This is a genomic window from Sphingomonas panacisoli, from assembly GCF_007859635.1.
Lineage (GTDB): Bacteria > Pseudomonadota > Alphaproteobacteria > Sphingomonadales > Sphingomonadaceae > Sphingomonas > Sphingomonas panacisoli.
Genome location: NZ_CP042306.1, coordinates 2,372,356 through 2,395,897, shown reverse-complemented (window position 1 = coordinate 2,395,897; position 23,542 = coordinate 2,372,356). Strand labels below are relative to the sequence as shown.

At 61.7% G+C, this 23,542-nt stretch carries 26 protein-coding genes and 1 pseudogene; 11 read left to right on the top strand and 16 right to left on the bottom strand.

Annotated elements, in window-relative coordinates; translation table 11 throughout:
- Positions 1 to 42 precede the first annotated feature (42 nt).
- The 5 genes from cyoD to FPZ24_RS17230 form a co-directional block, all read right to left on the bottom strand.
- Positions 43 to 411 carry a cytochrome o ubiquinol oxidase subunit IV gene (gene cyoD / locus FPZ24_RS12045; RefSeq protein ID WP_146572320.1) on the bottom strand — a complete coding sequence of 123 codons (369 nt, stop codon included), beginning with the start codon at positions 409 to 411 and terminating at the stop codon, positions 43 to 45.
- On the bottom strand, positions 408 to 1,046 hold the full coding sequence (cyoC, locus tag FPZ24_RS12040; RefSeq protein ID WP_146572318.1) for a cytochrome o ubiquinol oxidase subunit III: 639 nt from the start codon (positions 1,044 to 1,046) through the stop codon (positions 408 to 410). Before cyoC ends, cyoD begins: the two co-directional genes overlap by 4 nt.
- Positions 1,043 to 3,043, bottom strand: a complete 2,001-nt coding sequence (gene cyoB, locus FPZ24_RS12035) for a cytochrome o ubiquinol oxidase subunit I (protein ID WP_146572316.1) — start codon at positions 3,041 to 3,043, stop codon at positions 1,043 to 1,045. Before cyoB ends, cyoC begins: the two co-directional genes overlap by 4 nt.
- A 1-nt stretch (position 3,044) precedes the next feature.
- A complete protein-coding gene (cyoA, locus tag FPZ24_RS12030) occupies positions 3,045 to 3,917 on the bottom strand; it encodes a ubiquinol oxidase subunit II (protein WP_240047449.1) in 873 nt (290 codons plus the stop codon).
- A gap of 116 nt (positions 3,918 to 4,033) precedes the next feature.
- Positions 4,034 to 4,690 (bottom strand): SDR family oxidoreductase, encoded by a 657-nt coding sequence (locus FPZ24_RS17230; protein ID WP_186728811.1) that lies wholly within the window; start codon positions 4,688 to 4,690, stop codon positions 4,034 to 4,036.
- Here FPZ24_RS17230 and FPZ24_RS17590 point away from each other — a divergent pair.
- The 4 genes and pseudogenes from FPZ24_RS17590 to FPZ24_RS12010 all read left to right on the top strand — a co-directional run.
- Positions 4,667 to 5,053: pseudogene (locus FPZ24_RS17590) on the top strand (potassium-transporting ATPase subunit KdpA); the annotation flags it as partial. The gene FPZ24_RS17230 and the pseudogene FPZ24_RS17590 sit on opposite strands and share 24 nt — an antisense overlap.
- Before the next feature lie 10 nt (positions 5,054 to 5,063).
- Positions 5,064 to 7,082, top strand: coding sequence for a potassium-transporting ATPase subunit KdpB (gene kdpB / locus FPZ24_RS12020; RefSeq protein WP_240047448.1), 2,019 nt, complete (start codon positions 5,064 to 5,066; stop codon positions 7,080 to 7,082).
- A gap of 11 nt (positions 7,083 to 7,093) precedes the next feature.
- Complete coding sequence (gene kdpC, locus FPZ24_RS12015; RefSeq protein ID WP_146572310.1) at positions 7,094 to 7,684, top strand: potassium-transporting ATPase subunit KdpC; 591 nt, start codon at positions 7,094 to 7,096, stop codon at positions 7,682 to 7,684.
- Between the two features lie 8 nt (positions 7,685 to 7,692).
- Entirely contained in the window at positions 7,693 to 8,382 is a 690-nt protein-coding gene (locus tag FPZ24_RS12010; protein WP_146572308.1) for a response regulator, read from the top strand.
- Positions 8,383 to 8,553: 171 nt separating this feature from the next.
- Here FPZ24_RS12010 and FPZ24_RS12005 read toward each other — a convergent pair whose 3' ends face one another.
- The 3 genes from FPZ24_RS12005 to FPZ24_RS12000 all read right to left on the bottom strand — a co-directional run bounded on the left by FPZ24_RS12005 (position 8,554) and on the right by FPZ24_RS12000 (position 9,993).
- The gene (locus tag FPZ24_RS12005; protein WP_146574466.1) at positions 8,554 to 9,111 is read right to left on the bottom strand and encodes a PEPxxWA-CTERM sorting domain-containing protein; all 558 of its coding nucleotides are present in this window, start codon (positions 9,109 to 9,111) and stop codon (positions 8,554 to 8,556) included.
- A 120-nt stretch (positions 9,112 to 9,231) separates the two neighbouring features.
- Entirely contained in the window at positions 9,232 to 9,423 is a 192-nt protein-coding gene (locus tag FPZ24_RS17220; RefSeq protein ID WP_186728807.1) for a hypothetical protein, read from the bottom strand.
- Between the two features lie 258 nt (positions 9,424 to 9,681).
- Complete coding sequence (locus FPZ24_RS12000) at positions 9,682 to 9,993, bottom strand: hypothetical protein (RefSeq protein ID WP_146572306.1); 312 nt, start codon at positions 9,991 to 9,993, stop codon at positions 9,682 to 9,684.
- A 665-nt stretch (positions 9,994 to 10,658) separates the two neighbouring features.
- Between FPZ24_RS12000 and FPZ24_RS11995 the strand changes: the two genes are divergently transcribed.
- The 3 genes from FPZ24_RS11995 (at position 10,659) to FPZ24_RS11985 (ending at position 13,378) form a co-directional block, all read left to right on the top strand.
- A complete protein-coding gene (locus FPZ24_RS11995) occupies positions 10,659 to 10,895 on the top strand; it encodes a hypothetical protein (RefSeq protein WP_146572296.1) in 237 nt (78 codons plus the stop codon).
- 80 nt (positions 10,896 to 10,975) lie between these two features.
- Complete coding sequence (mreB, locus tag FPZ24_RS11990; protein ID WP_240047447.1) at positions 10,976 to 11,980, top strand: rod shape-determining protein; 1,005 nt, start codon at positions 10,976 to 10,978, stop codon at positions 11,978 to 11,980.
- A gap of 318 nt (positions 11,981 to 12,298) precedes the next feature.
- The gene (locus FPZ24_RS11985) at positions 12,299 to 13,378 is read left to right on the top strand and encodes an AI-2E family transporter (protein ID WP_186728805.1); all 1,080 of its coding nucleotides are present in this window, start codon (positions 12,299 to 12,301) and stop codon (positions 13,376 to 13,378) included.
- 254 nt (positions 13,379 to 13,632) lie between these two features.
- On the opposite strand, the gene FPZ24_RS11980 is transcribed toward FPZ24_RS11985, so the two are convergent.
- From FPZ24_RS11980 to FPZ24_RS11955, 6 genes are all read right to left on the bottom strand, one after another.
- On the bottom strand, positions 13,633 to 13,782 hold the full coding sequence (locus tag FPZ24_RS11980) for a DUF2256 domain-containing protein (protein WP_146572290.1): 150 nt from the start codon (positions 13,780 to 13,782) through the stop codon (positions 13,633 to 13,635).
- 178 nt (positions 13,783 to 13,960) lie between these two features.
- Positions 13,961 to 14,125, bottom strand: a complete 165-nt coding sequence (locus tag FPZ24_RS17960; RefSeq protein WP_146572288.1) for a DUF3253 domain-containing protein — start codon at positions 14,123 to 14,125, stop codon at positions 13,961 to 13,963.
- Positions 14,071 to 14,343, bottom strand: a complete 273-nt coding sequence (locus FPZ24_RS11970) for a UvrB/UvrC motif-containing protein (RefSeq protein WP_146572286.1) — start codon at positions 14,341 to 14,343, stop codon at positions 14,071 to 14,073. The genes FPZ24_RS17960 and FPZ24_RS11970 overlap by 55 nt, the downstream gene beginning before the upstream one ends.
- 38 nt (positions 14,344 to 14,381) lie before the next feature.
- Positions 14,382 to 15,251 carry an alpha/beta fold hydrolase gene (locus FPZ24_RS11965; RefSeq protein ID WP_146572283.1) on the bottom strand — a complete coding sequence of 290 codons (870 nt, stop codon included), beginning with the start codon at positions 15,249 to 15,251 and terminating at the stop codon, positions 14,382 to 14,384.
- 45 nt (positions 15,252 to 15,296) lie between these two features.
- Positions 15,297 to 15,836 (bottom strand): hemerythrin domain-containing protein, encoded by a 540-nt coding sequence (locus FPZ24_RS11960; RefSeq protein WP_146572281.1) that lies wholly within the window; start codon positions 15,834 to 15,836, stop codon positions 15,297 to 15,299.
- Positions 15,837 to 16,121: 285 nt separating this feature from the next.
- Positions 16,122 to 16,835 carry a glycoside hydrolase family 25 protein gene (locus tag FPZ24_RS11955; RefSeq protein WP_146572278.1) on the bottom strand — a complete coding sequence of 238 codons (714 nt, stop codon included), beginning with the start codon at positions 16,833 to 16,835 and terminating at the stop codon, positions 16,122 to 16,124.
- A gap of 301 nt (positions 16,836 to 17,136) precedes the next feature.
- Here FPZ24_RS11955 and FPZ24_RS11950 point away from each other — a divergent pair, with 301 nt between their 5' ends.
- Positions 17,137 to 17,655 (top strand): SgcJ/EcaC family oxidoreductase, encoded by a 519-nt coding sequence (locus tag FPZ24_RS11950; protein ID WP_146572276.1) that lies wholly within the window; start codon positions 17,137 to 17,139, stop codon positions 17,653 to 17,655.
- A gap of 201 nt (positions 17,656 to 17,856) precedes the next feature.
- Positions 17,857 to 18,633, top strand: coding sequence for a hypothetical protein (locus FPZ24_RS11945; protein ID WP_146572274.1), 777 nt, complete (start codon positions 17,857 to 17,859; stop codon positions 18,631 to 18,633).
- 937 nt (positions 18,634 to 19,570) lie between these two features.
- Here the strand turns inward: FPZ24_RS11945 and pdxR are convergent.
- Positions 19,571 to 21,055, bottom strand: coding sequence for a MocR-like pyridoxine biosynthesis transcription factor PdxR (gene pdxR, locus FPZ24_RS11940; protein ID WP_186728803.1), 1,485 nt, complete (start codon positions 21,053 to 21,055; stop codon positions 19,571 to 19,573).
- Between the two features lie 79 nt (positions 21,056 to 21,134).
- Here pdxR and FPZ24_RS11935 point away from each other — a divergent pair, with 79 nt between their 5' ends.
- Together FPZ24_RS11935 and FPZ24_RS11930 are read left to right on the top strand one after the other, a co-directional pair.
- Positions 21,135 to 21,713 carry a hypothetical protein gene (locus FPZ24_RS11935; protein ID WP_146572270.1) on the top strand — a complete coding sequence of 193 codons (579 nt, stop codon included), beginning with the start codon at positions 21,135 to 21,137 and terminating at the stop codon, positions 21,711 to 21,713.
- A complete protein-coding gene (locus FPZ24_RS11930) occupies positions 21,710 to 22,114 on the top strand; it encodes a hypothetical protein (protein ID WP_146572268.1) in 405 nt (134 codons plus the stop codon). The genes FPZ24_RS11935 and FPZ24_RS11930 overlap by 4 nt, the downstream gene beginning before the upstream one ends.
- Positions 22,115 to 22,378: 264 nt before the next feature.
- On the opposite strand, the gene FPZ24_RS11925 is transcribed toward FPZ24_RS11930, so the two are convergent.
- Positions 22,379 to 23,533, bottom strand: coding sequence for a DUF2252 family protein (locus tag FPZ24_RS11925; RefSeq protein ID WP_240047446.1), 1,155 nt, complete (start codon positions 23,531 to 23,533; stop codon positions 22,379 to 22,381).
- Positions 23,534 to 23,542 lie beyond the last annotated feature (9 nt).

Below are 23,542 nucleotides of genomic sequence, written 5' to 3'. Positions count from 1 at the left end.
GGTTCGTCGCAAATTGGGAGAATTGGCGGCGCGTCGCACGCCCTAGCGCTGCATCCGATTGAGCGCGTCCATCGGCAACATGTTCTGGTTGAGATGCGCCATGATCCAGATCGACCCGACCAGCACCAGTCCGACGATCAATAATCCGAACGCCAGCGCCAGGATGTTATTCGTATTGTCCGGACCGGTGGTGATGTGCAGGAAGAAGGCTAGGTGCACGCCCATCTGCCCCACCGCCAGCGCGACCAACGCGACTGGGATTGCGGGTGCCCAGACAAGATCGGTCGTCGGCAGGAGAAACGCCGCCGCCGTCAACAGCGCCGCGAGCGACAGGCCGATGAAATATCCGATCACCGCGCGCTGCGGCAAGCGTTGCTCATCCTTTGACCCCGGGGCCTTGTCGCCGCTCATGCATAGACTCCCAACAGATAGACCATCGTGAACAGCGCGACCCAGATAATGTCTAGCGCATGCCAGAACAGCATGAAGCACGCCGTCCGCCGTTCGATATCGTCGCGGAAGCCCTTGGCGCGGACCTGCGCTATCATCGTCGTCAGCCACAGCAAACCGATCGCGACATGGATGCCGTGACAGCCGACCAAGGCGAAGAAGGCAGACAGGAACGCGCTGCGCTGCGGCCCGTTGCCATTGGCGATCAGCCGCGCAAACTCGGTCAGCTCGATCGCCAGGAAGCCGAGGCCGAGCAGCGCCGTGACGGCCATCGCCACCTGGAACCAGCCCTCTTTGCGCGCCATCATCGCTACCCCGGCTAGGCCGCAGGTGAACGACGACAGCAGCAACATGCTCGTTTCCAGCGCGACCAGCGGCAAGTCGAAGAGGTCGCGCCCGTGCGGCCCACCCGCCGTTGCCGGCGTCAGCACCGCATAACTGGCGAACAGCCCCGAAAAGAGCACGAAGTCCGACAGCAGGAAGATCCAGAAGCCATAGGCGACCACGATATGCTTGGGCGCCGGGCCGCGTTCGCTGATCGGTACGGCGTCACCATGGCCGAGCTGGTGCGGATCGTCGGCGGTGCGCGCGGTCATGCGGCGCGGTCCGACGAGAGACGGGTCTTGAAATAGGCAAGACGCGCGGCATCGTCGCGGGCGAGGTCGGACAACGAAATCCGCCGTTCACCTTCGTCGCGCCAGGCGAACACGACGAACGTCGCCCATGCGCCCAGGATGCCGACCACTGCCAGCCACCAGATATTCCAGATCAGCGCGAATCCGATCGCGCTGGCGAAGAACGCGCATACCACGCCCGTCGCCGAACTACGCGGCAGGTCGATGTCTTCATAATCGGGCGCGTCGTCGGACGATTGCTCGTCCTTCGCTCGCTGCTTCATGCCCCAATAGGCGTCCTCGCCCTCTACGTTGGGCAGCACCGCGAAGTTATATTCCGGCGGCGGCGACAGCGTCGACCATTCGAGTGTGCGGCCGTCCCACGGATCGCCGCTATCCTCGCACAATGCTGCGCGATTGCGGATGCTGACGTAGAGCTGCATGATCTGACACGCGATCCCGCCCGCGATCAACACTGCGCCCGCCGCCGCGACGAGCAACCAGGGATGCCAGCCCGGCACGTCGTAACGCGCCAGCCGCCGCGTCATTCCCATCAGGCCGAGCAGGTAGAGCGGCATGAAGGCGACGTAGAAGCCGGTGATCCACAGCCAGAAGGCGCGCTTGCCCCACTTTTCATCGAGCCGGAACCCGAACGCCTTGGGCCACCAATAGGTCAGCCCGGCAAATGCCCCGAACAACACCCCGCCGATCACGACGTTATGGAAATGTGCGACTAGGAACAGCGAGTTGTGCAGCTGGAAATCGGCGGGCGGCACTGCCAGCAGCACCCCGGTCATCCCACCGATCACGAACGTCACCATGAAACCGATCGCCCAGAGCATCGGCGAGGTGAAGCGGATGCGACCGCCGTACATCGTGAACAGCCAGTTGAAGACCTTCACCCCGGTCGGCACCGCGATGATCATCGTCATGATCCCAAAGAAGCCGTTGACGTCGCCGCCCGCGCCCATCGTGAAGAAATGGTGCAGCCACACCATGAACGACAACAGGCAGATCGCCATCGTCGCAATCACCATCGATCGATAGCCGAACAGCGGCTTGGCGGAGAAGGTCGCGACGACTTCGCTGAATACGCCGAACGCGGGCAGGATCAGGATGTAGACCTCGGGATGACCCCATGCCCAGATCAGGTTTATGAACATCATCGCGTTGCCGCCGGCTTCGTTGGTGAAGAAGTGGAAGCCGAGATAGCGGTCGAGGCTGAGCATCCCGAGCGTCGCGGTCAGGATCGGGAAGGCGGCGACGATCAGCAGGCTGGTCGCGAGCGCGGTCCAGCAGAACATCGGCATCCGTGTATAGCTCATGCCCGGCGCACGCGTCTTCAGGATGGTGGTGACGAAGTTGACCCCGGTCAGCAGTGTGCCGACGCCCGATATTTGGATCGCCCAGATATAATAATCGACCCCGACGCCGGGCGAAAAGCGCAACTCGCTCAACGGCGGATAGATCACCCAGCCGGTCTTGGCGAATTCGCCAATGAACAGGCTGATGTTGACCAGCAGAGCACCGCTCGCGGTCAGCCAGAAGCTCACCGAATTGAGCGTCGGGAAGGCCACGTCGCGCACTCCTAGCTGAAGCGGGACGGCGAAGTTGATCAGCCCGATCATGAACGTCATCGCGACGAAGAAGATCATGATCGTCCCGTGCGCGGAGAACACTTGGGCAAAGTGATCGGTCGCGAGATAGCCGTCGTTGCCGTACGCCACCGCTTGCTGCCCGCGCATTAGCAGAGCGTCGGAAAAACCGCGCAGCAGCATCACGCCGGCGAGCAGGCAATACATCACGCCGATCCGCTTATGGTCGACCGACGTGATCCATTCGCGCCACAGGTACGGGAAGTGCCCCGCCCGCCATACCCAGACCAGCACGGTGCAGATCGCCAGCGCGACGATCAGCGACGACGTCATCGGCAGCGGTTCGTCGAACGGAATGGCGTTCCAGCCGAGCTTGCCGAACATCCTAGTTCCCCCGTCCGTCGACCGCGGTCTGCGCGGTACGGGTACCCGCATCGCGCACGATCGCGTCGAACAGCCCCGGCGCGACGGCGCGATACGTGTAGGGCGCCACGTTGCGGCTGGGGCGCAACAGCCCGGCATAGGCGGCACCGTCGAGGATCTGCGCGCCGGCTTTCGCGCCTTGAATCCAGCGGGCGAACTGGTCGGGCGTCACCGCATCGACCGCCAACGCCATGCCGGGAAACCCGCTGCCGCTATAGTTTGCCGACAGTCCGCGATAGCGTCCCGTGCGATCGGCGCGCCAGTTGAGCCGGGTCGTCATCCCCGCCATCGTGTAGATCTGGCTGCCAAGCTGCGGCACGAAGAAACTGTTCATCACCGTTGCCGACGTCAGACGCAGGCTGACCGCGCGACCGGCGGGCACGACCAGATGATTCACACTGGCCACGCCCTGGTCCGGGTAGATGAACAGCCATTTCCAATCGAGCGAGACGACCTCGACACGCAAGGGCGGATCGCTGCCGATCGGCGTTGCGGGATCGGCGGCGTGGCTGCCGATCCAGGCGATACCGCCAAGGAAGATTACGGCCAGCGTCGGCACCGACCAGACCAGTAGTTCGAGCTGTCCCGAATAGGCCCAGTCGGGTCGATATTTCGCGCGCGAATTGCCTGCGCGAAACCACCAGGCGAACGCCAACGTCGCCGCGATTACCGGCACGACGATCGCTAGCATGATCGCAAACGCGTCGAGCATGATGTGTCGATCGCTCGCGGCGACCGGTCCGGCGGAATCGAGTATAGCGGGTTCGCACCCGGAAAGCGCCCCCAACAGGACAACTGCCGACAACAGTCTAATCAACGATCGTTTCGTTTGCACAACGCATGAACAATGCGCGCTCGCAGCCGTTCCCTGAACTCCCCCGGGCTATTCCGGATAGAATTTCACTTCAGCACCTCGAGAGATGGTCGCATGCGCCGGTGAAAAATGCGGTATCACTCATCGATCATCAATCTCGGCGTAATGTCGAGGCGCTGAATGACGGTGCGTCGAGGCTGCGTGAGGACGTAATGGATGCCAACCGCGATATCTTCAGCTCTCAACATTTCGTGGGCCTCGATCATGTCTCGCTGCTTTTTGGGAGAGATGTCCGGGAGCTGCATGTCCGAGCCAGTTCTCGAGGGCTCTACCAGCGACACTCGGATACCCTTCGGCCCAAGTTCGCGGCGCAACGCCACGGCAAAGCCCTGGATGCCGTATTTTATGCCTGCGTAAACGGTCGAGTGGGGCCCCAGCGCATAGGTGCTCATCGACCCGATCATGCAGATATCGCCGTAATTTCCCATGCGGACCGCCGCTTCTCGACAGCTGTCTAGATAAGCGGTGAAGTCGGTCGCGATAATCGCGTGAAGGTCGACTTTACCCTCTTCCGTCAGGCCCGACGCGGCGACGGCTGCATTGACGATCGCCGCATCGATCCCGCCCAATGACTTCTCGGCCGCGTCGAAGAAGCGCGCGACCGAATTTTTGTTCGCTAGATCGAGCGCGACGCCATCGGCCTCACCGAGAGGGGCAATGGCTTGAAGTGCTTCAATCAGATGCTGCTTGCTGCGACCGCAGACGAATACCCGCGCACCCTCGCTGGCCAGCAAGCGGGCAATCGCCCGCCCCACGGGTTCAGCGAGATTCTGTACGCCTTCGCCTCGGCCACCGCGAACAACGGCTCCGCCTTCGCCGGTCTTACCGCAGGAACGCCTTGGTATAACGGCCTGCTGGCGGTTGCGATGTGGGTCGGGCGGTTCTTCGTGATCGTCCCCGTGCTCGCCATCGCGGGTAGCCTCGCCGCGAAGAAACATACGCCGGCCGGCGCAGGGTCGTTTCCAACGACGGGTGGCCTGTGGATCGGGCTGCTGGTCGGGATCATCCTGATCCTCGGCGGTCTGACTTTCCTTCCCAGCCTCGCGCTCGGTCCGATCGCCGATCATCTGGCGATGATCAACGGCCAGCTGTTCTGAGGACATCGACATGACCACGACCTCCATGTTCTCGGGCGAGTTGATCGTCCCGGCGATAGGCGACGCCTTCAAGAAGCTCGACCCACGCCAGCTCATCAAGAATCCAGTGCTGTTCACGACGGCGGTGATTGCCTCGCTGCTCACGGTGCTGCTGGTGATCGGCGGCGAGAAGCTCGGCGTCGGGTTCCAACTCCAGCTCATCGTCTGGCTGTGGCTGACCGTCCTGTTTGGCACGTTCGCCGAAGCGCTCGCCGAAGGTCGCGGCCGGGCACAGGCGGCGAGCCTGCGCGCGACTAAGTCCCAGCTTCAGGCCAAGCGACTGACCGGCGTGGGCGACACCTGGGGCATGATCGAGGCGTGGCGGCTTGCGAAGGGCGAGATGGTGCTGGTCGAGACCGGCGACCTGATCCCCGCCGATGGTGAAGTCGTCGAGGGCGTTGCCAGTGTCAACGAAGCCGCGATCACGGGCGAGAGCGCACCCGTGATCCGCGAGGCTGGTGGCGACCGCTCAGCTGTGACGGCCGGCACGCGCGTCATCTCCGATCGGATCAAGGTCCGTGTCACGCAGGAGCCAGGCCAAGGCTTTCTCGATCGCATGATCGCGTTGGTCGAGGGGGCGGAGCGCCAGAAGACACCGAACGAGATCGCGCTGACCATTCTGCTGGTCGGCCTGACGATCATCTTCCTGATCGCGGTCGGGACGATCCCCGGCTTCGCGAGCTATGCCGGCGGGAGCGTGCCTGTCGCGATCCTCGCTGCACTGCTGATCACGCTCATCCCAACGACCATCGCGGCGCTGCTGTCGGCGATCGGCATTGCGGGCATGGACCGCCTGATCCGCTTCAACGTGCTCGCCAAGTCGGGCCGCGCAGTCGAGGCGGCGGGCGATGTCGATACCTTGCTGCTCGACAAGACCGGCACAATCACGATCGGCGACCGTCAGGCGAGTGAGTTCCGTCCCATTGCGGGGATGGAGGTCAAGGCGCTGGCCGAAGCGGCGATGCTCGCCAGCCTGGCAGATGAAACGCCCGAAGGCCGATCGATCGTCGTGCTCGCGCGCGAAAAGTTCGCCGCCGCGGCGACCTTGGCCAGCGACGCCGAGATCATCCTGTTCACCGCGCAGACGCGGGCGTCGGGTGTCAAGGTCGCCGGTGTGACGGTGCTGAAGGGCGCGGTGGATTCGATCCTGAAGACGCTGGCGGCCGACGCGCCGGGTGCCGTCGAACTCAAGCGAATCACCGACGAAATCGCCCGCGGCGGCATGACCCCGTTGGCGGTCCTCCGCGACGGCCGGCTGGTCGGCGCGGTCGCGCTAAAGGATGTCGTCAAGGCCGGGGTGCGCGAGCGCTTCGCCGAGCTGCGCCGGATGGGCATTCGTACCGTGATGATCACTGGCGACAACCCGCTGACCGCCGCCGCCATCGCCGCCGAGGCCGGGGTCGACGACTTCCTCGCCGAGGCCACGCCCGAGGACAAGCTGGCGCTGATCCGCAAGGAGCAGCAGGGCGGCAAGCTCGTCGCGATGTGCGGCGACGGCACCAACGACGCGCCCGCGCTGGCGCAGGCTGATGTCGGCGTAGCGATGAACACCGGCACGCAGGCCGCGCGCGAGGCCGGCAACATGGTCGATCTCGACAGCGACCCGACCAAGCTGATCGAGGTCGTCGGCCTCGGCAAGCAGCTGCTGATGACGCGCGGCGCGCTCACCACCTTCTCGGTGGCGAACGACGTCGCCAAGTATTTCGCGATCATCCCGGCGATGTTCGTCGCGCTTTATCCGGGCCTAGCGGTGCTTAACGTCATGGGGCTCGCCAGCCCGCAAAGCGCGATCCTGTCGGCGATCATCTTCAACGCGCTGATCATCCCGTGCTTGGTGCCGCTCGCGCTTAAGGGCGTAAAATATCGCGCGATCGGCGCGGGACCGCTGCTCGCGCGCAACCTCGCCGTCTACGGCCTCGGCGGCCTGATCGCACCGTTCGTCGGCATCAAGCTGATCGACCTCGCCGTCGCCGGCCTCCACCTCGCCTGAGGACAACCGATATGCTCAAGGATTTCATCACTTCGCTGCGCCCGGCCATCGTGCTGACCCTGCTGTTCGCGCTGCTGCTCGGGTTCGTTTACCCCGCCGCGATCACCGGCATCGGCCAGATCATCGCGCCGGCGGCCGCCAACGGGAGCATGATCAAGAACGCCAAGGGAAACGTCATCGGCTCGGCGCTGGTCGGCCAGTCCTTCGCGAGCGACGCCTATTTCCACGGTCGCCCCTCCGCTGCCGGCAAGAACGGTTACGACGCCACCGCCTCGTCAGGGTCGAACCTCGGCCCGACCAGCAAGGCGCTGTTCGATCGCGTCAAGACTGACCTGGCCGCCGCCAAAGCCTCCGCCCCAGGTATCAATGTTCCCGCCGACCTGGTGACGGCCTCCGCCTCGGGGCTCGATCCCGATATCAGCCCCGAGGCGGCTTTGTTCCAAGTCGCGCGCGTGGCGAAAGCGCGCGGGGTTGCGGCGGACAAGGTCAAAGCATTGGTCGCCGACAACACGGCATATCCCCTGTTGGGTTTTGTCGGCGAGCCGCGCGTAAACGTGCTCGCCCTCAACCTTGCGCTCGACCGGATTACGCCGCGGCCGTAACAGGAGACATGGCCGCACAGCCCAAGATCCTGATTGTCGAGGATGACGCGCACATCCGCCGTCTGCTCCGCGTCGCAATCGAGCGAGCAGGCTATGCAGCGGGTGAAGCGGCGACGGCGCGTGAAGCACTGTCGTTGGCAGACATTGATAAGCCAGCGGTGGTGCTCCTAGACTTGGGTCTACCCGATCGGGATGGGTTGGAGCTGATCCAGTTATTGCGGGGTAAAGCGTCCGTCATCGTTGTGTCGGCACGCGAAGACACGGCAGAAAAAGTTGCCGCGCTAGACCTGGGCGCGGACGATTATTTGACCAAGCCATTTGACACCGAAGAACTCTTGGCTCGCGTTCGCGCGGCGCTTCGCCATCACGTGACGGGTGACTCGGCAGCTGTCGTTACGACGGGCGACGTGGAAATCGACTTGGAGCGTCGCCGTGTCCGCCGGGGCGACGAGGACGTCCACCTCACCCCCAAAGAATACGATGTCTTGGCCGAACTGGCGAAGCGTCCCGACCGCGTGATCGGCCATCGTCAATTGCTCCGCACCGTCTGGGGCCCGGCGCATGAGGAGCATATCGACTATCTGCGCATCGTCGTGCGCAACCTGCGTCATAAACTCGAGACCGATCCAGCGCGCCCGCGAATGCTGATCAACGAGTTAGGAGTGGGGTACAGGCTAGTTGCCGGAGAAGGTCTCTAAGTCGGTTTTGCGCCCTAATTGCTGTCGTTCGACGATAGTCGCGACAATCCCGAAAGACGCCATTCGCTCGGCTATGGGCCGGCGTGCAATATTGAGTGGAAACCGACGTCTGGATTTCGCAAAAAAGCCGCCGGTCACGCGACCAGCGGCTCTTCTGGACCATAGGTCGGGCTAGACGTATCGAATGCGCGTCGAGACGGTTTGGCGACGACGGAGCGATTGCCCAACCACCCCAAAGCCAATCAGCATCATAGCCCAAGTGGCCGGCTCTGGCACGGCTGCGACTGCGGGCGTGACGGCGAATGTGCCGCCAACGTTCGAAGTTGCTGTACCGCCTGTGCGGGTAAAGATTGTACCGTAGCCGCCCAACCCAAAGTAGAAATCAGCCATGCCGGCGGTGGTGCTGAACGCTACACCACGCAGGTCCAGATTACCGCTGCCTGCGGGAGGTGACGTGTAAAAGATATTGTCGTTAGCGAAGTATGTTCCCGCCGTCAGAAGGCCGGTGATGTCGGCGCCACGATAGGTGCCGGTTAGGTTCGTAATCAATGCGCTGGGCGTAAAAAAACTGCCAGCTGGGTTTGCAGCACCGGTGGTAAAGGTGCCTGTTCCCAGCACATTCCCGTTCTGCGCCGTGTATGAGAAATTATACGTCGATTGTGCGCTGGATACGCCCGGCACGGCCATGGCGAGAGCTGCCATGCCCGCGAGCAATTTTGTCGAAAACATTTTGATAGCCCCTTTAAGCAGGGCGAGATCCGCCCCTTGTCGGTTAACGAACTGGTAACCAATCAAAGAAGCAACGGTGTAGCGGCCATTAAGATGCGTGAATAATTTAGTTTTTTTGTGTCAGGACGGGATGCCAAGCACGAGGCTGCTTCGCGCCATAATTTCGGCCGCCTTTACGTTCCCAAAAGCAGCCATTCCTACAGCGTTCCCAAGCGCGATTTCAATTGGGCGTAAAACTACCTCACCGTTTGACGCGGCATCTGCGGGCATCATCGATACTTGGTGGCGGTGAAAAAGGTAATTCAGATCCATGTTGGCCTCGCGTAGCCCCGCCGCTTACAAGTGCGCGCTGCCGTGGATCAAGGCCACGAACAAGACAGGTTCAGCTGCGACGACGAAGTTGTTGCCCGGGAATGGCTTGCGGTCGCTGCCGAAACTAATCAGTTCCGGACACCAGCCATCTTGCCATCAATCGGTGAAACTTCGGGAAAATCTTCGTTGCTCCATAGGCGATTATGATAATTGCGCTCGGCGTGACCCACAGAAATACCGCTATGCAAACGAGACGAATCATCCCGAGAGACGATCAGGGTTCTCACTGGGGCCGTCGGCGATCAAGGTGCAGTTCGCGTCGAGCTCCAGTGCCGACCTAAGCTCTTCCGGCTTCGCGAATCGGGAAAATGTCGTTCCATCCAGGTTGACGATGAGTTCGGCACTGATCGCAATGTGGATCGGGTCGAAGACGCCTTGATACACGTCTTCGTGCGTGTGCACGGTGTACGTGCCTGGCGGAAATTCGCGAGAGTCTCGGCCCAGTCGAAACGGATGATTGAACACAACCGTGGACTTCGTCGAGCGGCTACCGGCGATTTCAAGCGTCATAGTTAAATCCCGACCCGGGAAGTCGGGCAGTTCTCAGACGAACGTCATCGAAAACATAAACGGTTCGAAATTGGCTCGAGGCGGACCTGCCTTCCAGAAAAGGTCGCTGGCTCATTTGTTCTGAGTTGTTTGCGACGGCGCTGTACCCTTCAACGTGGGATTAGAAGCGTTCTGTTTAGGAGGCTCCGGCTTCTTCGGTTTGCGCGCTTCGCGGTTACCGCGTTGCTGTCCCTTTGCCATGGTGTGATCCTTACCGACCGGAGAGTGGGGAGCATGTCGAGTCTCTCAGTCGCGATGCACTCGGGAGGCATTCAGCACGATCACCTTAATATGGACATCGTTTGGGATAGCGCCATGGGTGCCGGCTTTTTTATCTTCGGACGCGAAATTGGCCACCGACGGGTTGTCTTGCGCGGCATCTACCACACAGCAGTTTTGGTCGCTGCGCGCGGCGGAGCAATCGACGGTGATTTGCGGCCATTTGAACGGCTGCGGGTCTTAATTGCGCCCCGAAACCGGACGTTTTCTAGTGTAGCCCAGAATGGATGAAACGAAGCCACAGCAGTCCGAACCCGTATTGCGATAATCCTGTTGCCGGCTGAACTTCGATCGTTCGTTCGCATTCGACGCTGCTCTCCCCATATCGTGTCATGGAGGCAGCAAACTTGGACCGATCAATACCGTCCGACGTCGTCGAGCAATGGATGACGCACCTCAGGTTGCAGCGGACCCGCGCGCGCGATGCCGTCTTTCTGATCGAGGGAGGCGCGACGCTGCACGACGGTCGCAATGGCGAGGCGATGCACGATGCGACCCAGCGCTGGCTGAGCGAACAGCGCGAGGTCATCGCCGAGGTCGACCGGCTCGTCGCTTTGTATGATGGGCTTAACGCTCAACACTGACATGAGCGCGACTCCTTGCGCTGTACACGATCGGCCCCATCATTCGCATTCCACGTTTCCTCAGCACGACTTCCAACGACATGGCGATCGACCTCGGGACGGTGAACACCATCGTCTATCTGCGGGGCCAGGGGATCGTTCTCAATGAACCCTCGGTCGTCGCGATAGAGTTTCTCGACGGCGCACCGCGGCTGCGAGCATTCGGCATGGAAGCGAAGCTCATGATCGGCCGCACTCCGCGTGGCACCAGCACCGTTCGGCCCATGCGCGACGGTGTGATCGCCGACGTCGATATCGCCGAGCAGATGATCAAGGCATTCATCGACAAGGCACACGGAGGACCATCAAGACTGCCGCGCCGTCCGAATGTAGCGATCTGCATTCCGTCGGGAGCGACCGAGGTCGAGCGGCGCGCCATCCGGCAGGCGGCGACGAACGCCGGCGCACGCAGCGTCAGCCTGATCGAGGAACCGATGGCGGCAGCGATCGGTGCCGGGCTGCCGGTTAACGACCCTGTCGGTACGATGGTCGTCGATATCGGCGGCGGTACTACTGACATTGCCGTCATTTCTCTCGGCAGTGTGGTTCGCCATGCCTCCGCCCGGGTTGGCGGCGACCGGATGGACGAAGCGATCACGTCGAGCATCCGTCGCAATCACAACCTCGTCATCGGCGAGACGACGGCAGAGCGGATCAAGATAGCAATCGGCATCGCGCGAATGCCGACGAATGGCCCCGGCCTGGCCATGGCGGTTCGTGGCCGCGACCTTGTGAACGGCGTGCCGCGCGAGATCGAGGTCGCTCAAGCTGATTTCGCTGGACCGCTCAGCGACCTGGTCGATCAAGTCGTCGAGACCGTCATGTTGACGCTCGCCGCGACCGAGCCGGAACTCGCGGTCGATATTCATAGTCACGGCATCGTCATGACCGGTGGCGGCTCGATGCTTCCCGGCATTGACGAAGCACTCACCAAGGCAACCGGTGTTTCGGTCGTCGTCGCCGAGACGGCGCTCACCGCCGTGGCAATTGGTGCAGGGCGCGCGCTGGAAGATAACGCATACGCCAATGTGCTGATGAGCACTTAGTCGGCGATCAGTCGCATTGCCGAGCGCAGAAGCGCCGAAGTTTGCGGAAAACGCCTCGATAGCAAGGGATCAAACACTGCCATCGAAGCGCCAACCCCAGAACCCGAAGCAAGGTCGGATTCTCGACCCGCCACCTAGATCATTGCAGATTAATATTTGCGAGGGCGGCGTACGTCGCTCGCTCTTTCTTGTCGCGGCGGCTACATCCGCAGCCGAACATTTGAGCGGGATGAAACGATGGCGCCACGCGGGCAGACGTTGAGTGCCGATCCTACAACTCCGCCGGCGCAAATCGTTGCGGAAGATCCAGGCGTGCGGATGCGGCAGCTCTATCTCACGCTGGCGATCGTGCTGCTCGCGGTCTGGATGGCCTGGGAATTCCTGATCCCCATTGCCTGGGCGGCGGTTCTGGCGATCGCGGAATGGCCGCTCTACGCGCGGGCCACCAAGCGTTTTCCCAATCATCCGGGTTTCCTCGCGCTTGGGTTCACGCTCGCGACCGCGTTGTTCGTCATCGGGCCGCTGTCGCTGGCGGCGGTGTCGCTGGCGCAGGAAAGCCAGGGCGCGCTGGAGTGGTTCCAGCATGTTCAGCAGATCGGCCTCCCGATGCCCGCATGGCTCCCCGCGATACCCCTGGCTGGCGACAAGATCGCCGGATGGTGGCAGCAGCATCTGGCTGATCCAAAGGGTGCAATCGCGCTGCTCGGAACGGTGAGTGCCGGATCGATCCTCGGCTGGATGCGATCGATCGGCGGCGAAGTAGCGCGCGATACTAGTCAGTTCGCCATTACGCTCGTCATCACAGGCACCATGCTAGCCAGCGGCGGCAACATTAACGGTAAGGCGCGCCTCGTTGCCCAGCGCATGTTCGGCACGTTCGGCGAGCACTTCCTCGAACGAATGATCGGTGCGGTGCGGGGAACCGTCAACGGCACCGTGCTCGTTTCGGTCCTCGAGGGAACGATCATCGGCGTCGGCTACTGGGTGGCCGGTGTGCCGCAGCCGTTACTGTTCGCGACGTTCACGATCTTGCTGGCACTGATACCGTTCGGCGCTTGGGCAGCGTTCGGGTTGGCGAGCATTGTGCTGCTGTTGCAGGGCCACGTTGGTGCCGCCGCAGGTCTGTTCGCATTTGGCACCGTGGTGATGGCGGTCGGCGACAATTTCATCCAGCCATCGGTGATCGGCAGTGCGGTTGAGTTGCCTTTCCTATTCGCGATGGTCGGCGCCTTGGGAGGACTCGCCGAACTCGGACTGGTCGGGCTGTTTGTCGGCCCCGTTATCATGGCGGCGTTGCTGATCGTGACCCGCGAATGGATGGGCCCGGATGTTGCCCCCGCTCCTACGCGTCGGAGGCGACGCGGGCCGATTGCTGTGAAGCGCCGGAGTACAGGTTGATCACTAAGCATCGAATACGCGATTGAGGCGTTGTCGGCGATATAGGCAGAGGATCGCTGGCGATGGGAATTCTGTTTGACGCGGAGCGGCGGCTTCGCTGTGCGGCCTACGCTGCCTATGATGCGGCCACCACATCACATGACCCGGCTAAACGTGCCAGCCACATCGCCAGTGCGCGTGCGCTCATCGCGCAATTACCGCAGAGCCGTGCAGAGCGCCTTCTTTTGAGAGAAACGTAGTCGGCTTACGACGTTTTATTTGATCTTCGCCGTATCGGCCTTTCGGCAGCGATCAGAGCAGAATTTCACGTTTTCCCAATCGCGCTGCCACTTTTTTCGCCAAGCGAACGGCAGGCCGCATGCGGCGCAGTCTTTGGAGGGAAGTGTGAGCTTTTTGTGAGTCATTCCGGCCTAACGTTTCGAGGGCGGGTTTGCGCCCCAACTTCGGACATTAGCGCCGACGTCGAACGGCTCCGAAAGCCGCCGTTCGCATCAGGTCGCCGCGGCGCCTATCTTCGGTGAATTCTCCGACAGCATGCTCGACTAACGATCGTCGGATTAAGACTGTTTCGAACCTGAAAGCTCAATTTCGAATTGCGGACAATTCGGCCGCTACCTCGCTTGGACATATCGTTGCGCGCGCTCTACGTTCGGCTAGCACGGCCAGTACGGCGGCACTTGCGACATCAATCGTTACTTCCGTTTTCTGCCGGACGTCCTGAGATCTGGCTTTGGTGGCGGCTTCCATCCTGGCGGGGTGATCGGCCTCTGCCGACTAGTGCCAAGCCCCATGGCACCCGGCTGCTGGCGTTCCAAACCCGACGTGTCGGCTTGTGCGACCTCTACAGCATCCGCTCCACCTCTCATTAAATTGATCCGGTCGCGAATGCGCCGCGCCTCCTCGAAGTCGAGGGCGCCCGCTGCGGCTTCCATCTCGCGTCGCAGAATCTCGATGGTGTCGGCCATCACCAATGAACGTCCGGCGGCGAGTTTGGCAGGGAAGATCAGGCCACTTCTTCCGATTCCCTTACGGCGTCGGTCGCGACCGCGTCGCTGACGAACTGGAGGATGTCGCGGGTTAGCCTATCGCCAGCCGTGACGTTCAACCCGTGCGGCTCGCCATCGTATTCGATCAGCTGCGCGCTCGCGATCCCGCGCGCCGCCGCGCGACCTGCCGCGTCGATCGGCACCGTCTTGTCGGCGGTGCCGTGGATGATAAGCGTCGGCACGCGAAACGCTGACAGGTCGGGACGGAAATCCGTGTGCGAGAACGCCTCGGCGCACGCCAGCGTCGGATGAAGACCGGCATGGAGCGCGGTTCCCGTCACAAAGTCCAGCACGTCGTCGCTCACCGGACTGGTGATGAAGCCGGCACCGAAGAATTGCGGGAAGAATGTATGGCGGAAGAAGTGTGCGCGATCGGCCTCAATGCCTTGTGCGATCTGGTCGAAGGTCGATTGCGGCGTTCCGTCGGGATTGTCGTCCGTCTTCAGCATATAGGGCACGACCGAGGATATCAGTCCTGCGGACACCACGCCCATGCCGTCATAGCGGCTCATGTAGCGGGCGATCTCGCCACCACCCATCGAAAAGCCAATGATCGTGGCATCGGTCTCGGCGCCCATTTCCTTCATCACATCGGCCAAGTCGTCGGCCAGCGTGTCATAATCGTAACCTGCCCAAGGCTGCGCGGAGCGGCCGAACCCGCGGCGGTCGTAAGCGATTGCGCGGAAGCCGGCCTTTGCCAAGGCCATCGCCTGCGCGTCCCACATGTCGGCGGCCAGCGGCCAGCCATGCGTTAGCACGACGGGGCGGCCTTCGCCCCAGCTTTTGACGTAGATGTCGGTGCCGTCCCGGGTTTTCACATAGGTCATGTCATACCTTTCGAGGTTGTCCCGTCACTCAATACTTCCCCTAGGTCAGGCATCTGCGCCGACGTAGCGCGACCATTCTTCCTGATACTTCTGCGTGATCATCGCCTGATCAGCCGCCGGCGCCTTTTCCGACAGCTCGATGAACCAAGTCCCCTCTTCCTCGTACATGTGATGCGCGACAGCGCCACGGATGTGCTCTAGCTTGTCGTCGAAATCCTGGCTCATCGGGTCGAGTTTCCCGAGCATGGCCATCTGCATCTTGACCATCACCTGCTCGTTATAGCCCATCTCCGCATGGCCCTTTTCACCCGCCTCGCCGAGCCCGGGATAGACTACCGCTTCTTCGGCGATGGCGTGGCCCATCAGGACCACACCGAGATGCTTGAGCGCCGCAGTCCGCGACGCACTATCGCCAGCCGCCTTGGTCGCGGCGAACGCGTCTTCGAGCAGCAAGTGGTGATCCAGGATCATCGCGAACCATCCGCCCGGTACCGCGGCGGCCTGCGCTTTGGCGCGCGCTTCCTGCCGTTCCCCGTCGCTCTCAGGGGGCGTAACGGCGGCGATCACTTGGTCGAGGACGGACATGGGGTTCTCCTGCCGGCGAAAACTGCCGATCTTTCAAGCAGTAGAACCAGCCCCAGACATGCAAGGTTCCTCTCGGCGGACCGCTTCGGCAGGTATATTTCGCTAACTTACAGCAAGGCCGTTACCTCGCAGCCGTTAGATCTGTAGGCGACAATGCGCCCCAATCCCAGTCGTTTAGGGCGCAGCGCTCAACTCTCAAAAGCGGTCATTCAATCGCTTGCTGGTAAAGCATCTCAGTTGGGAAGTTAGCATGGGTCAAGTGTCGAGCACTTATTGGTCAAGCCGCTAAGCCTGAACATGAGTGAAGGGCCAAGCTGCGCGCAGTTCTGCCTCCGTACCGCGGAACAGATTTCGATCGCAGGAGATTCCATTCACCTTATTTTGGGGCCCACCGTAGTTCGCCCCGTCTGTATATTGCCAAAGCGTGTAGTTGTCCCAGATCTGGGTGGGGATACCTATTGGACGCGGAGCGTAACGTCGATACCAAAGAGGGCATTGCGCGAAGATCGCGTCGGGCTTGGTGCCAGTCTGCATACGAAGCCAGTGGCCTCCGTAAAGCATGGGATATCGGCGGGTCGCTTCGCGCACCCCCTCGATGAAAGTGTGGGCATCTGCCTTCGACATCTCGTGGCCATGATGGTCTTCAAAGTCTAGGCACATTATTTCGTCAGCTTCCGGAGCGGTGAAGTCGAGATAGTTCTTGAGCTGCGTCGAAACCGGCGCGTCGTTTGCGAAATGGAATGATCCCCATAGAAGGCCAAGCGCCTTCGCGCTTTTCTTTCGGTCTTGGTACCGGCCATCGGTGAAATCGCCGCCCTCTGTCGACTTGTGGATTATCGCTGATACTCCTGAGCGCTGCGCCTCGCCCGGCTCGACCCTACTGTCATGATGCAAGTCGATAATTGAATTGATGCTCGAAGTTGCACTCCCGACAGCGAAGGCTCTGGGCGCTATTGCCACTGCCGTGGTCGCGCCTAGAATGGTTCTGCGGTTCCACATATGTTCCTACTCTCCAAACGTTGAGATCGAACTCTACCAGCTTTTCACCCTTGAGATTTCTCGGAACGACGAGGTCGCAATCTTCGTCGGTCACATTTGCGAGAAACCGTGCGGATACTTTGGCATAGCATTGGTTGCGCTGTCCAACGTCACCGGCTGATCGAAGTCCGTCTGCAAGGCGCCCCCATTCGGTCGTTCGACGACAATCGCGTCGATACCAGAAGCGGCCGCTCCGATGCGTTCTGTTGCTACACTCCCAGACCGATGCGATAAATCGGCTTAAGTCGTTCGGGAGGATTGAATGTATCGTTGCGTAATTGGCGTATCGCTTTGCGTCCTCAGCAATACGGTACCGGCGACGGCGCAAACGGCGGTTGATCGTTCGACGGTTGCCAGTCTGCCAGCCTCATTCTCAGCCGCCTGGTCGACCCATCAGGGTGATGAGCTTGCGAAGCTCGTGTCCGAGGATGTCGACTTTGTAAACGTCGGCGCGATCTGGCTTCGTGGAAAAGCAAACTTCGCCAAATATCATTCCCGAATTCTTACGGCGCGTCTGGCTGCTTCGACGATCACGCCGCTCGCGACGGACGTCAGGTTTGTTCGCGCTGATCTTGCACTCATCCGGTGGAGTTGGCGGATAGACGGAGAGCGCGATAGCAACGGTGCGGCGATGCCGGCCCGCTATGGATTGATGACGCTGGTGGCCGAACGGCGGCGCGGAAAATGGCAGGTGATTGCAGGTCAAAACACCAACTCCGGGCCGCTACGTCCCGAAGCCGCAGATATCCAAGGGCCGATAATTGTGCCGCGAGCGCCGTAGGATCACGCCGCAATAGGCCGCTGCGCGCCCAATTAGGCGCCGTTCGGCGTCCCCGAGGAAGGTCCCAAGAGCAGACCTTCCTTATGACGGGCCGCGAATTTCCGTAGTTGGGTCGGAAACTGACGTCTCCATCGTCAGCCCGCACAAACAGATTCTTCACACTCTAAATTAGTATCAGCGCACTATCGGTGGTGAGGAACCATGCGCGCGTTGTTGGCCTTTGTTATCCTGATTCCGCTCACGCTGGTCGGCTGCCACTTCGTGCCGGCGGTGATGCAGACCGATCAGGTGCGCTACCGAATAACAATCAGCGTCGGTACGCCAAAGGGCGTGCGGACGTCGTCCGGGGTCTGGGGATATTCAGAAGCTCCGATCCCTCGAATTCCATTCGAAGGAGGGCCGGTGTGGTATTTTTCAGGGCGCACAGAGGCCGAGGCGATCCCGGTCGACATCGGCGACGGGCGGCTCGTCTATGCCGTGATCGGAAAGCGGGTCATGCCGCAAGACAATGGCGCGGGCATGCATCCGGCCGGCTTTCGACCGGGATTCAGTCCGCTCTTCATATTGGAGATGGCGCGAGGCCCGATGCGATCCAACACCACGATCGGTAGCAGCGCCTACGCGAATGCGCACATCGCGTGGATGACGTCGCAGACCGGGCAGCCGGTGAGGCTCGATTGCACCCCCATGCTCCACAGGAACGACGTGAGCGACTGCCCGGCGCTCGTCACCCTGAGCGACCTGACGGCGCGCACCGTCACGTTGCTGGATCCAGACGACCTCTCCGCCGATCTCGGAAAAGGATACTATCTGATCGGCATGACTCTGGAAGTGGTGAACGCGCCCATCACGCATGGCATCACGACAACGCTACCGTGGGCCAAGCCTGGATCGACGACGGACTCGAACGGCTTCGCGCCGCTCGCGGACCGGATCAAGAGCTTGGGCTTCAACCGGGCCGAACCCGCGATCGAGTAGGGTGACATCCACGGCCTTACTGAACCATCGTGACGATCCCGTTGCCACCATCGGTTCGGTCGGGCGGAGCATCATGTCGACGAGGCTTCGTCTGCAGTTGGGTCGATACAGATTGGGCTGCAAAACGCCCTAGAAATGGTCGTGGCCGCCCAACACGCTCATCCCCGAAAGCTGCCCATCCCGTCACGCCTCAAACTCGATGCGTTACGGTAGCTGCAACTAACAATCCGAATGATACCGGGACGAGCATCGCGTGAATCATGCGCACTCGCGTCACCGACAGCACTGCGAGCATGAACAGCATCACCGCTAGGCCGCCGAGACCCCAAGGGGTTGCATTATCACCCATGGCTTCGCCCGTAAGTCTGCGGGCCACGACACCGAGCAAGCTTATCCCGGCACTGGCCAGGAGCGCCCGCCAAATCCACACTCCATGCCGACTGTACCGCTCGGCCAGATCAAGACCGCCTTCCGGTACACTGCTCGGTAGGGAGGCGCGCGCCGCAAGGGCGAGGCATGTCACGCTGAGCATTGGCATTAAGAACCGCCAGAACGGGAGCGCGCCCGAGTGTGGAATCCGGCCCAAGTTACCCACCAACCGTAGAGGACGAGGTAGGCGGTGTAGCCGGCGGCAAGCACAGCGAGCCAAGATAGGCGGACTCGCTCTTTGTTTGATAGCAGCTCGTACAGGCTCGCAATCATATGGGTGATTGCGAGCCCCGACACGATCGCCAGCAGACTCAGGACATAATCGTTCTCGGTCATTTCACCCCCAACGCACTTCGCATGATGATACGGTCGGCTGCGAAGATCGATGCCTATGTGCGAGTGTTGACCGAATTGCGTCTTTGCGCCCCAATATCGGTCGTTTAGCGACGATTGCGCATCTCCTATAACGGTTGTTGGCAGCGAGCGCTCAATGCCCGCATAGAGTGCTCTAGCGATGTAATTCCTCAGCCATTGCATCAATAGCGGCCTTGAGCGATGCCAGATCGACCGCGGCATAACCGATGACAAACCCCGATCGTTCGGCCGGCCCCAAATGGTAACGCTCGAGCGAGTGGATCATCACGCCTCGTGTCGCCAACGCGTCGCTAACCGCGTCGCAGTCGATACCGCTTTCGACGATCGCGCTCATATGCATTCCGTAGAAGGACGGGACGAGTTTGAGCGAGTCCCCGAGCTTTCTTTCGACGAGTGCGACGAGATGGTCGCGACGATCGAGATAGGTGCGCCGAACACGACGAATATGACGTGTAAGATGGCCATCGCGTATGAACTCCCCGACCGCCATCTGGATGGGCGAAGAACAGTGCCAATCACTCGCGTTTTTCGCCGCGACCAACGCCGGCAACGCCCGCTGTGGTGCGACCAGGAAGCCTAGCCGCACCGCCGGTAGCATACATTTGGAAAAGGAGCCGACGTAGAAGACGTGATCGGCAGAGGCTTCGTTGCGCAACGCCTCCAGCGGGCTACCACCATAGCGGAATTCGCCGTCGTAATCGTCCTCGATGATCGCCGCTCCAGTCTGCCGCGCGAGCGCAAGCAGGGCTTGGCGGCGGCGCGGCGAGAGCGGCATGCCGAGCGGGAATTGATGCGATGGGCACACGCAGATGATCGTCGCGTCGGTCGGGATTTCATCGACGACGATACCCTCGGCATCGACTCGCACCGGCACGATCCGCGCGCCGGCGGCAGCGAAGGGCACGCGCATCGGCGGGTAGCCCGGGTCTTCGACCGCGACGACCGTCTCGTCCGGTACGACGAGCGTGCGGGCGATCAAGTCGAACGCTTGCTGCGCACCGGCGGTGACAAGCACATCGTCAGCCTGACTCGGGACAGCGCGGGTCAGGCCGATATGCTCGGCGATCGCGCGACGAAGGTGATAATTCCCTTGATTACGCTGCGGGCTGCGCGAGGGCGCGGGGGCGGTTTCGAGCCTGCGTAGCTGACGCGCCATGACTCGCCGGAATATCGAATGCGGGAACAAGTGTTGGTCGACCAGCGCCGGGCGGAGGTCGGCGACCACGCGCGGCGACGCGGCAGGGTCGCTGCGTTCATGCCAGAAGCCGATCCACGACTTGATATCGGCTCGATCCCAGAATGTGTTGCCGGGCTGAGTTGCCGAAGCGTACGACGACGGCGGCGTGGCTGTCACGTCCGATGGCGTGGCGCGCACATAGGTGCCGGAGCCGTGGCGGGCCGACGTCAGGCCCTCCTGCAACAGTCTGTCGTACACGTCCTGCGCGGTATTGCGCGACACGCCGAACATACGACCGGCGGCGCGTGTCGACGGGAGCCGCGCGCCGGGCGGTAAACGGTTGTTGATGATCGCTTGCTTGAGCTGGCGAAACAGATGGCTGGCGACGTCGCGCGACCCCTTGGGCGCGGTCGTGATCTTCAGCTCGAAAAGTGGGTCCATGTTTTCATTGGGCCACTTTCCCGGCGCACGACAAGGCTTTTGTCGGAACTGGCGCTCAACTTCCGCGCGGTCGGTTTTTATGCTGCGCGGGCGTAACCGAGGAAATCTCTCCATGCGTTTGAACTGTTTTGTCGCTTGCCTTGCCCTGTGCGTTGATACCGCCGCGTTTGCTCAACCGGCCGCGCCCGTCCGCGACGGCTCGCACGATTTCGACTTTTCCCGCGGGAGTTGGACGACCGAAATCACCATCATCAGGGACCCGTTCAACAAGCCGGGCGACGAAATCCACATGCGGGGGACGAAGGTCGCGCGGCCGATCTGGAACGGCAAAGGCTGGATCGAGGAGATCGAGGCGGACGGCCCTAACGGTCATTGGCAGGCCGCGAACGTCTTTTTGTATGACCCGGCCGCCGGCCAATGGAGCGAGAATTACGTCGATAGTTCGGACGGCAAAATGGATTCCCCAAACGTCGGCGGATATCGGGATGGCAAGCTTGAATTCTACTCGATGCAAGTGGTCGGCGGGCGGTCGGCGCTGGTGCGTGGCACGTGGACCATTTCGAGCCCGGACCTGCATAGCTATGAGGTAGCGCGATCGATCGACGGCGGGCGGACGTGGCGCACGTCGTTCATCGCCCGCGTGAGCCGTGCTCGATGACCCGGTGGCGTGCGGCGACCGCCAGCGCGATCAGCGTGCTGGCGCTGGCGCCCGCCCATGCTGTCGACGACGCCGGCGCGCGTGGTTTCGATTGGGAAATCGGTACGTGGGCGACGACGGTTCGGGTTCGGACCAACCCGCTGTCTGGCAAGTCCGTTTCGTGGTCCGATTATGCCGGTACGTCAGTCGTAAAGCCGCTCCTTGGGGGTCGGGCGAATTTCGTCGAGCTGTCCGTCGCGGGTCCGGCAGGCAAGATCGAAGGCGGGTCGCTGCGGCTCTACAGCCCGCAATCGATGCAATGGAGCCTCAATTTTGCGAACCTGCGCAACGGCCTTTTGACCTCGCCCGTGTTCGGTGGGTTCGATGCCAGTGGTCGCGGGGCGTTTTTCGGCAGGACGTAATCAACGGCCGGACGATATCGGTCCGCTTTATCATTATGCGGTCGTCGATGAACGAGGCGCGCTTTGAACAGTCTTATTCGACCGATGGCGGCGTCACTTGGGAAGACAATTGGATCGCGGTCGATAGGCGGGACTAAAACTAGCCCAAATCGCTTTATCGAGAGAGCTGCTGCGACGGCTGTGCGCCCCAATATCGGTCATTCGGTCTGTGGGCTCGCAACCCGAACAGCAGCCGCCGTTCACCAGCCTGCGGCGTTGACGCTTCTAGCTTTTGGCAGACTGTGGGCCGCTATTGAGCGCAAATTTCCTACAGTGTTCGAGATAGCCAATCTCATGGGCGCCAGCCAACTCGACAATGCTTTGCCAAAGCCAATTGGGTGCGTCGAGGTTAGCGGCGGGTCGCGCGGCGACTTTCGCCGCCCAGCTTCTCCGTGCTGCGTCGGTAAGCTGGCGAGCATGAGCAACGCCGACGACGAATGCCAGATACGCCGCTGCTGCGACGGCCTCCTGTCTGGAAAACTGCTCGATTTCGATCTTCAAGTCCTGGGGCGCGAGTTCGCGAAGCACCACCGGTTTGTCGAGCAGGCGCGCCGCGATCATGCGATCTCCCAGGTTAGGGGAGAGTGCCCGCGCGCCGGCGACCACGCGCGCTGCAAAGTCGCGCGGCATCGACGCCGTCGAAGCACTCGGCGCCACGGATCGCACCGCTTCCTTGATGTCGACCAGAGCATGGCGTTCGCGTTTGCCGTTGGCTTGCGAGAAGCCGAGCAGGACGGCGTACCGCAACCGGCCGAGCGAGCTGCATCCCTTGCGCCAGAAGGCGGCATCAACGACGCGTACGGCATCTGTCGGTTTCAGGCTGGCAAGCGATAGGCAACGATCTCGCACCTCCTTTTCAGCAAACAGAGTATCGATCGCGCGGCGCTCGTCCTTGGTCGGCTTCCAGAACCGCTTGGTCAGCGGGATTTCCGGCTCGACGTCACCGATTCGGTCCTCGGCCAGATGGCGCCAACGCCGGCCTTTGGCTTTGCGCCTGACGGTGCGCACGACGTCGGGCTCGATCGGATCGTCATCGACTTCCGGCGTCAGGGCTCGGACGTAACCGTCGATCAGCGCCTCGACCATTCTTGCCGTCGTAACCCCAGGCAAGTCCGAACTGCGCGCAGCCGATTCCAGCGACAGGCCGAGACGAATGAGATCGAGCGCCGGGTTGCCGATGACCGTCTGGTCGAGATCGCGAATCTGAATTTCGACACGATGGTCGGCATCCGCAAGCGGCCCAAGGTTGCCGAGATGGCAATCGCCACAAATCCAGACCGGCGGACCTTTGGGGATGGACGCAGCGACCGGGCTGTCCTCCAACCATCGGTAGAATTGTGCGGTGTTGCCGCGCACGTAGGCGTGGACCGACCGCGCCATCTTCAACTC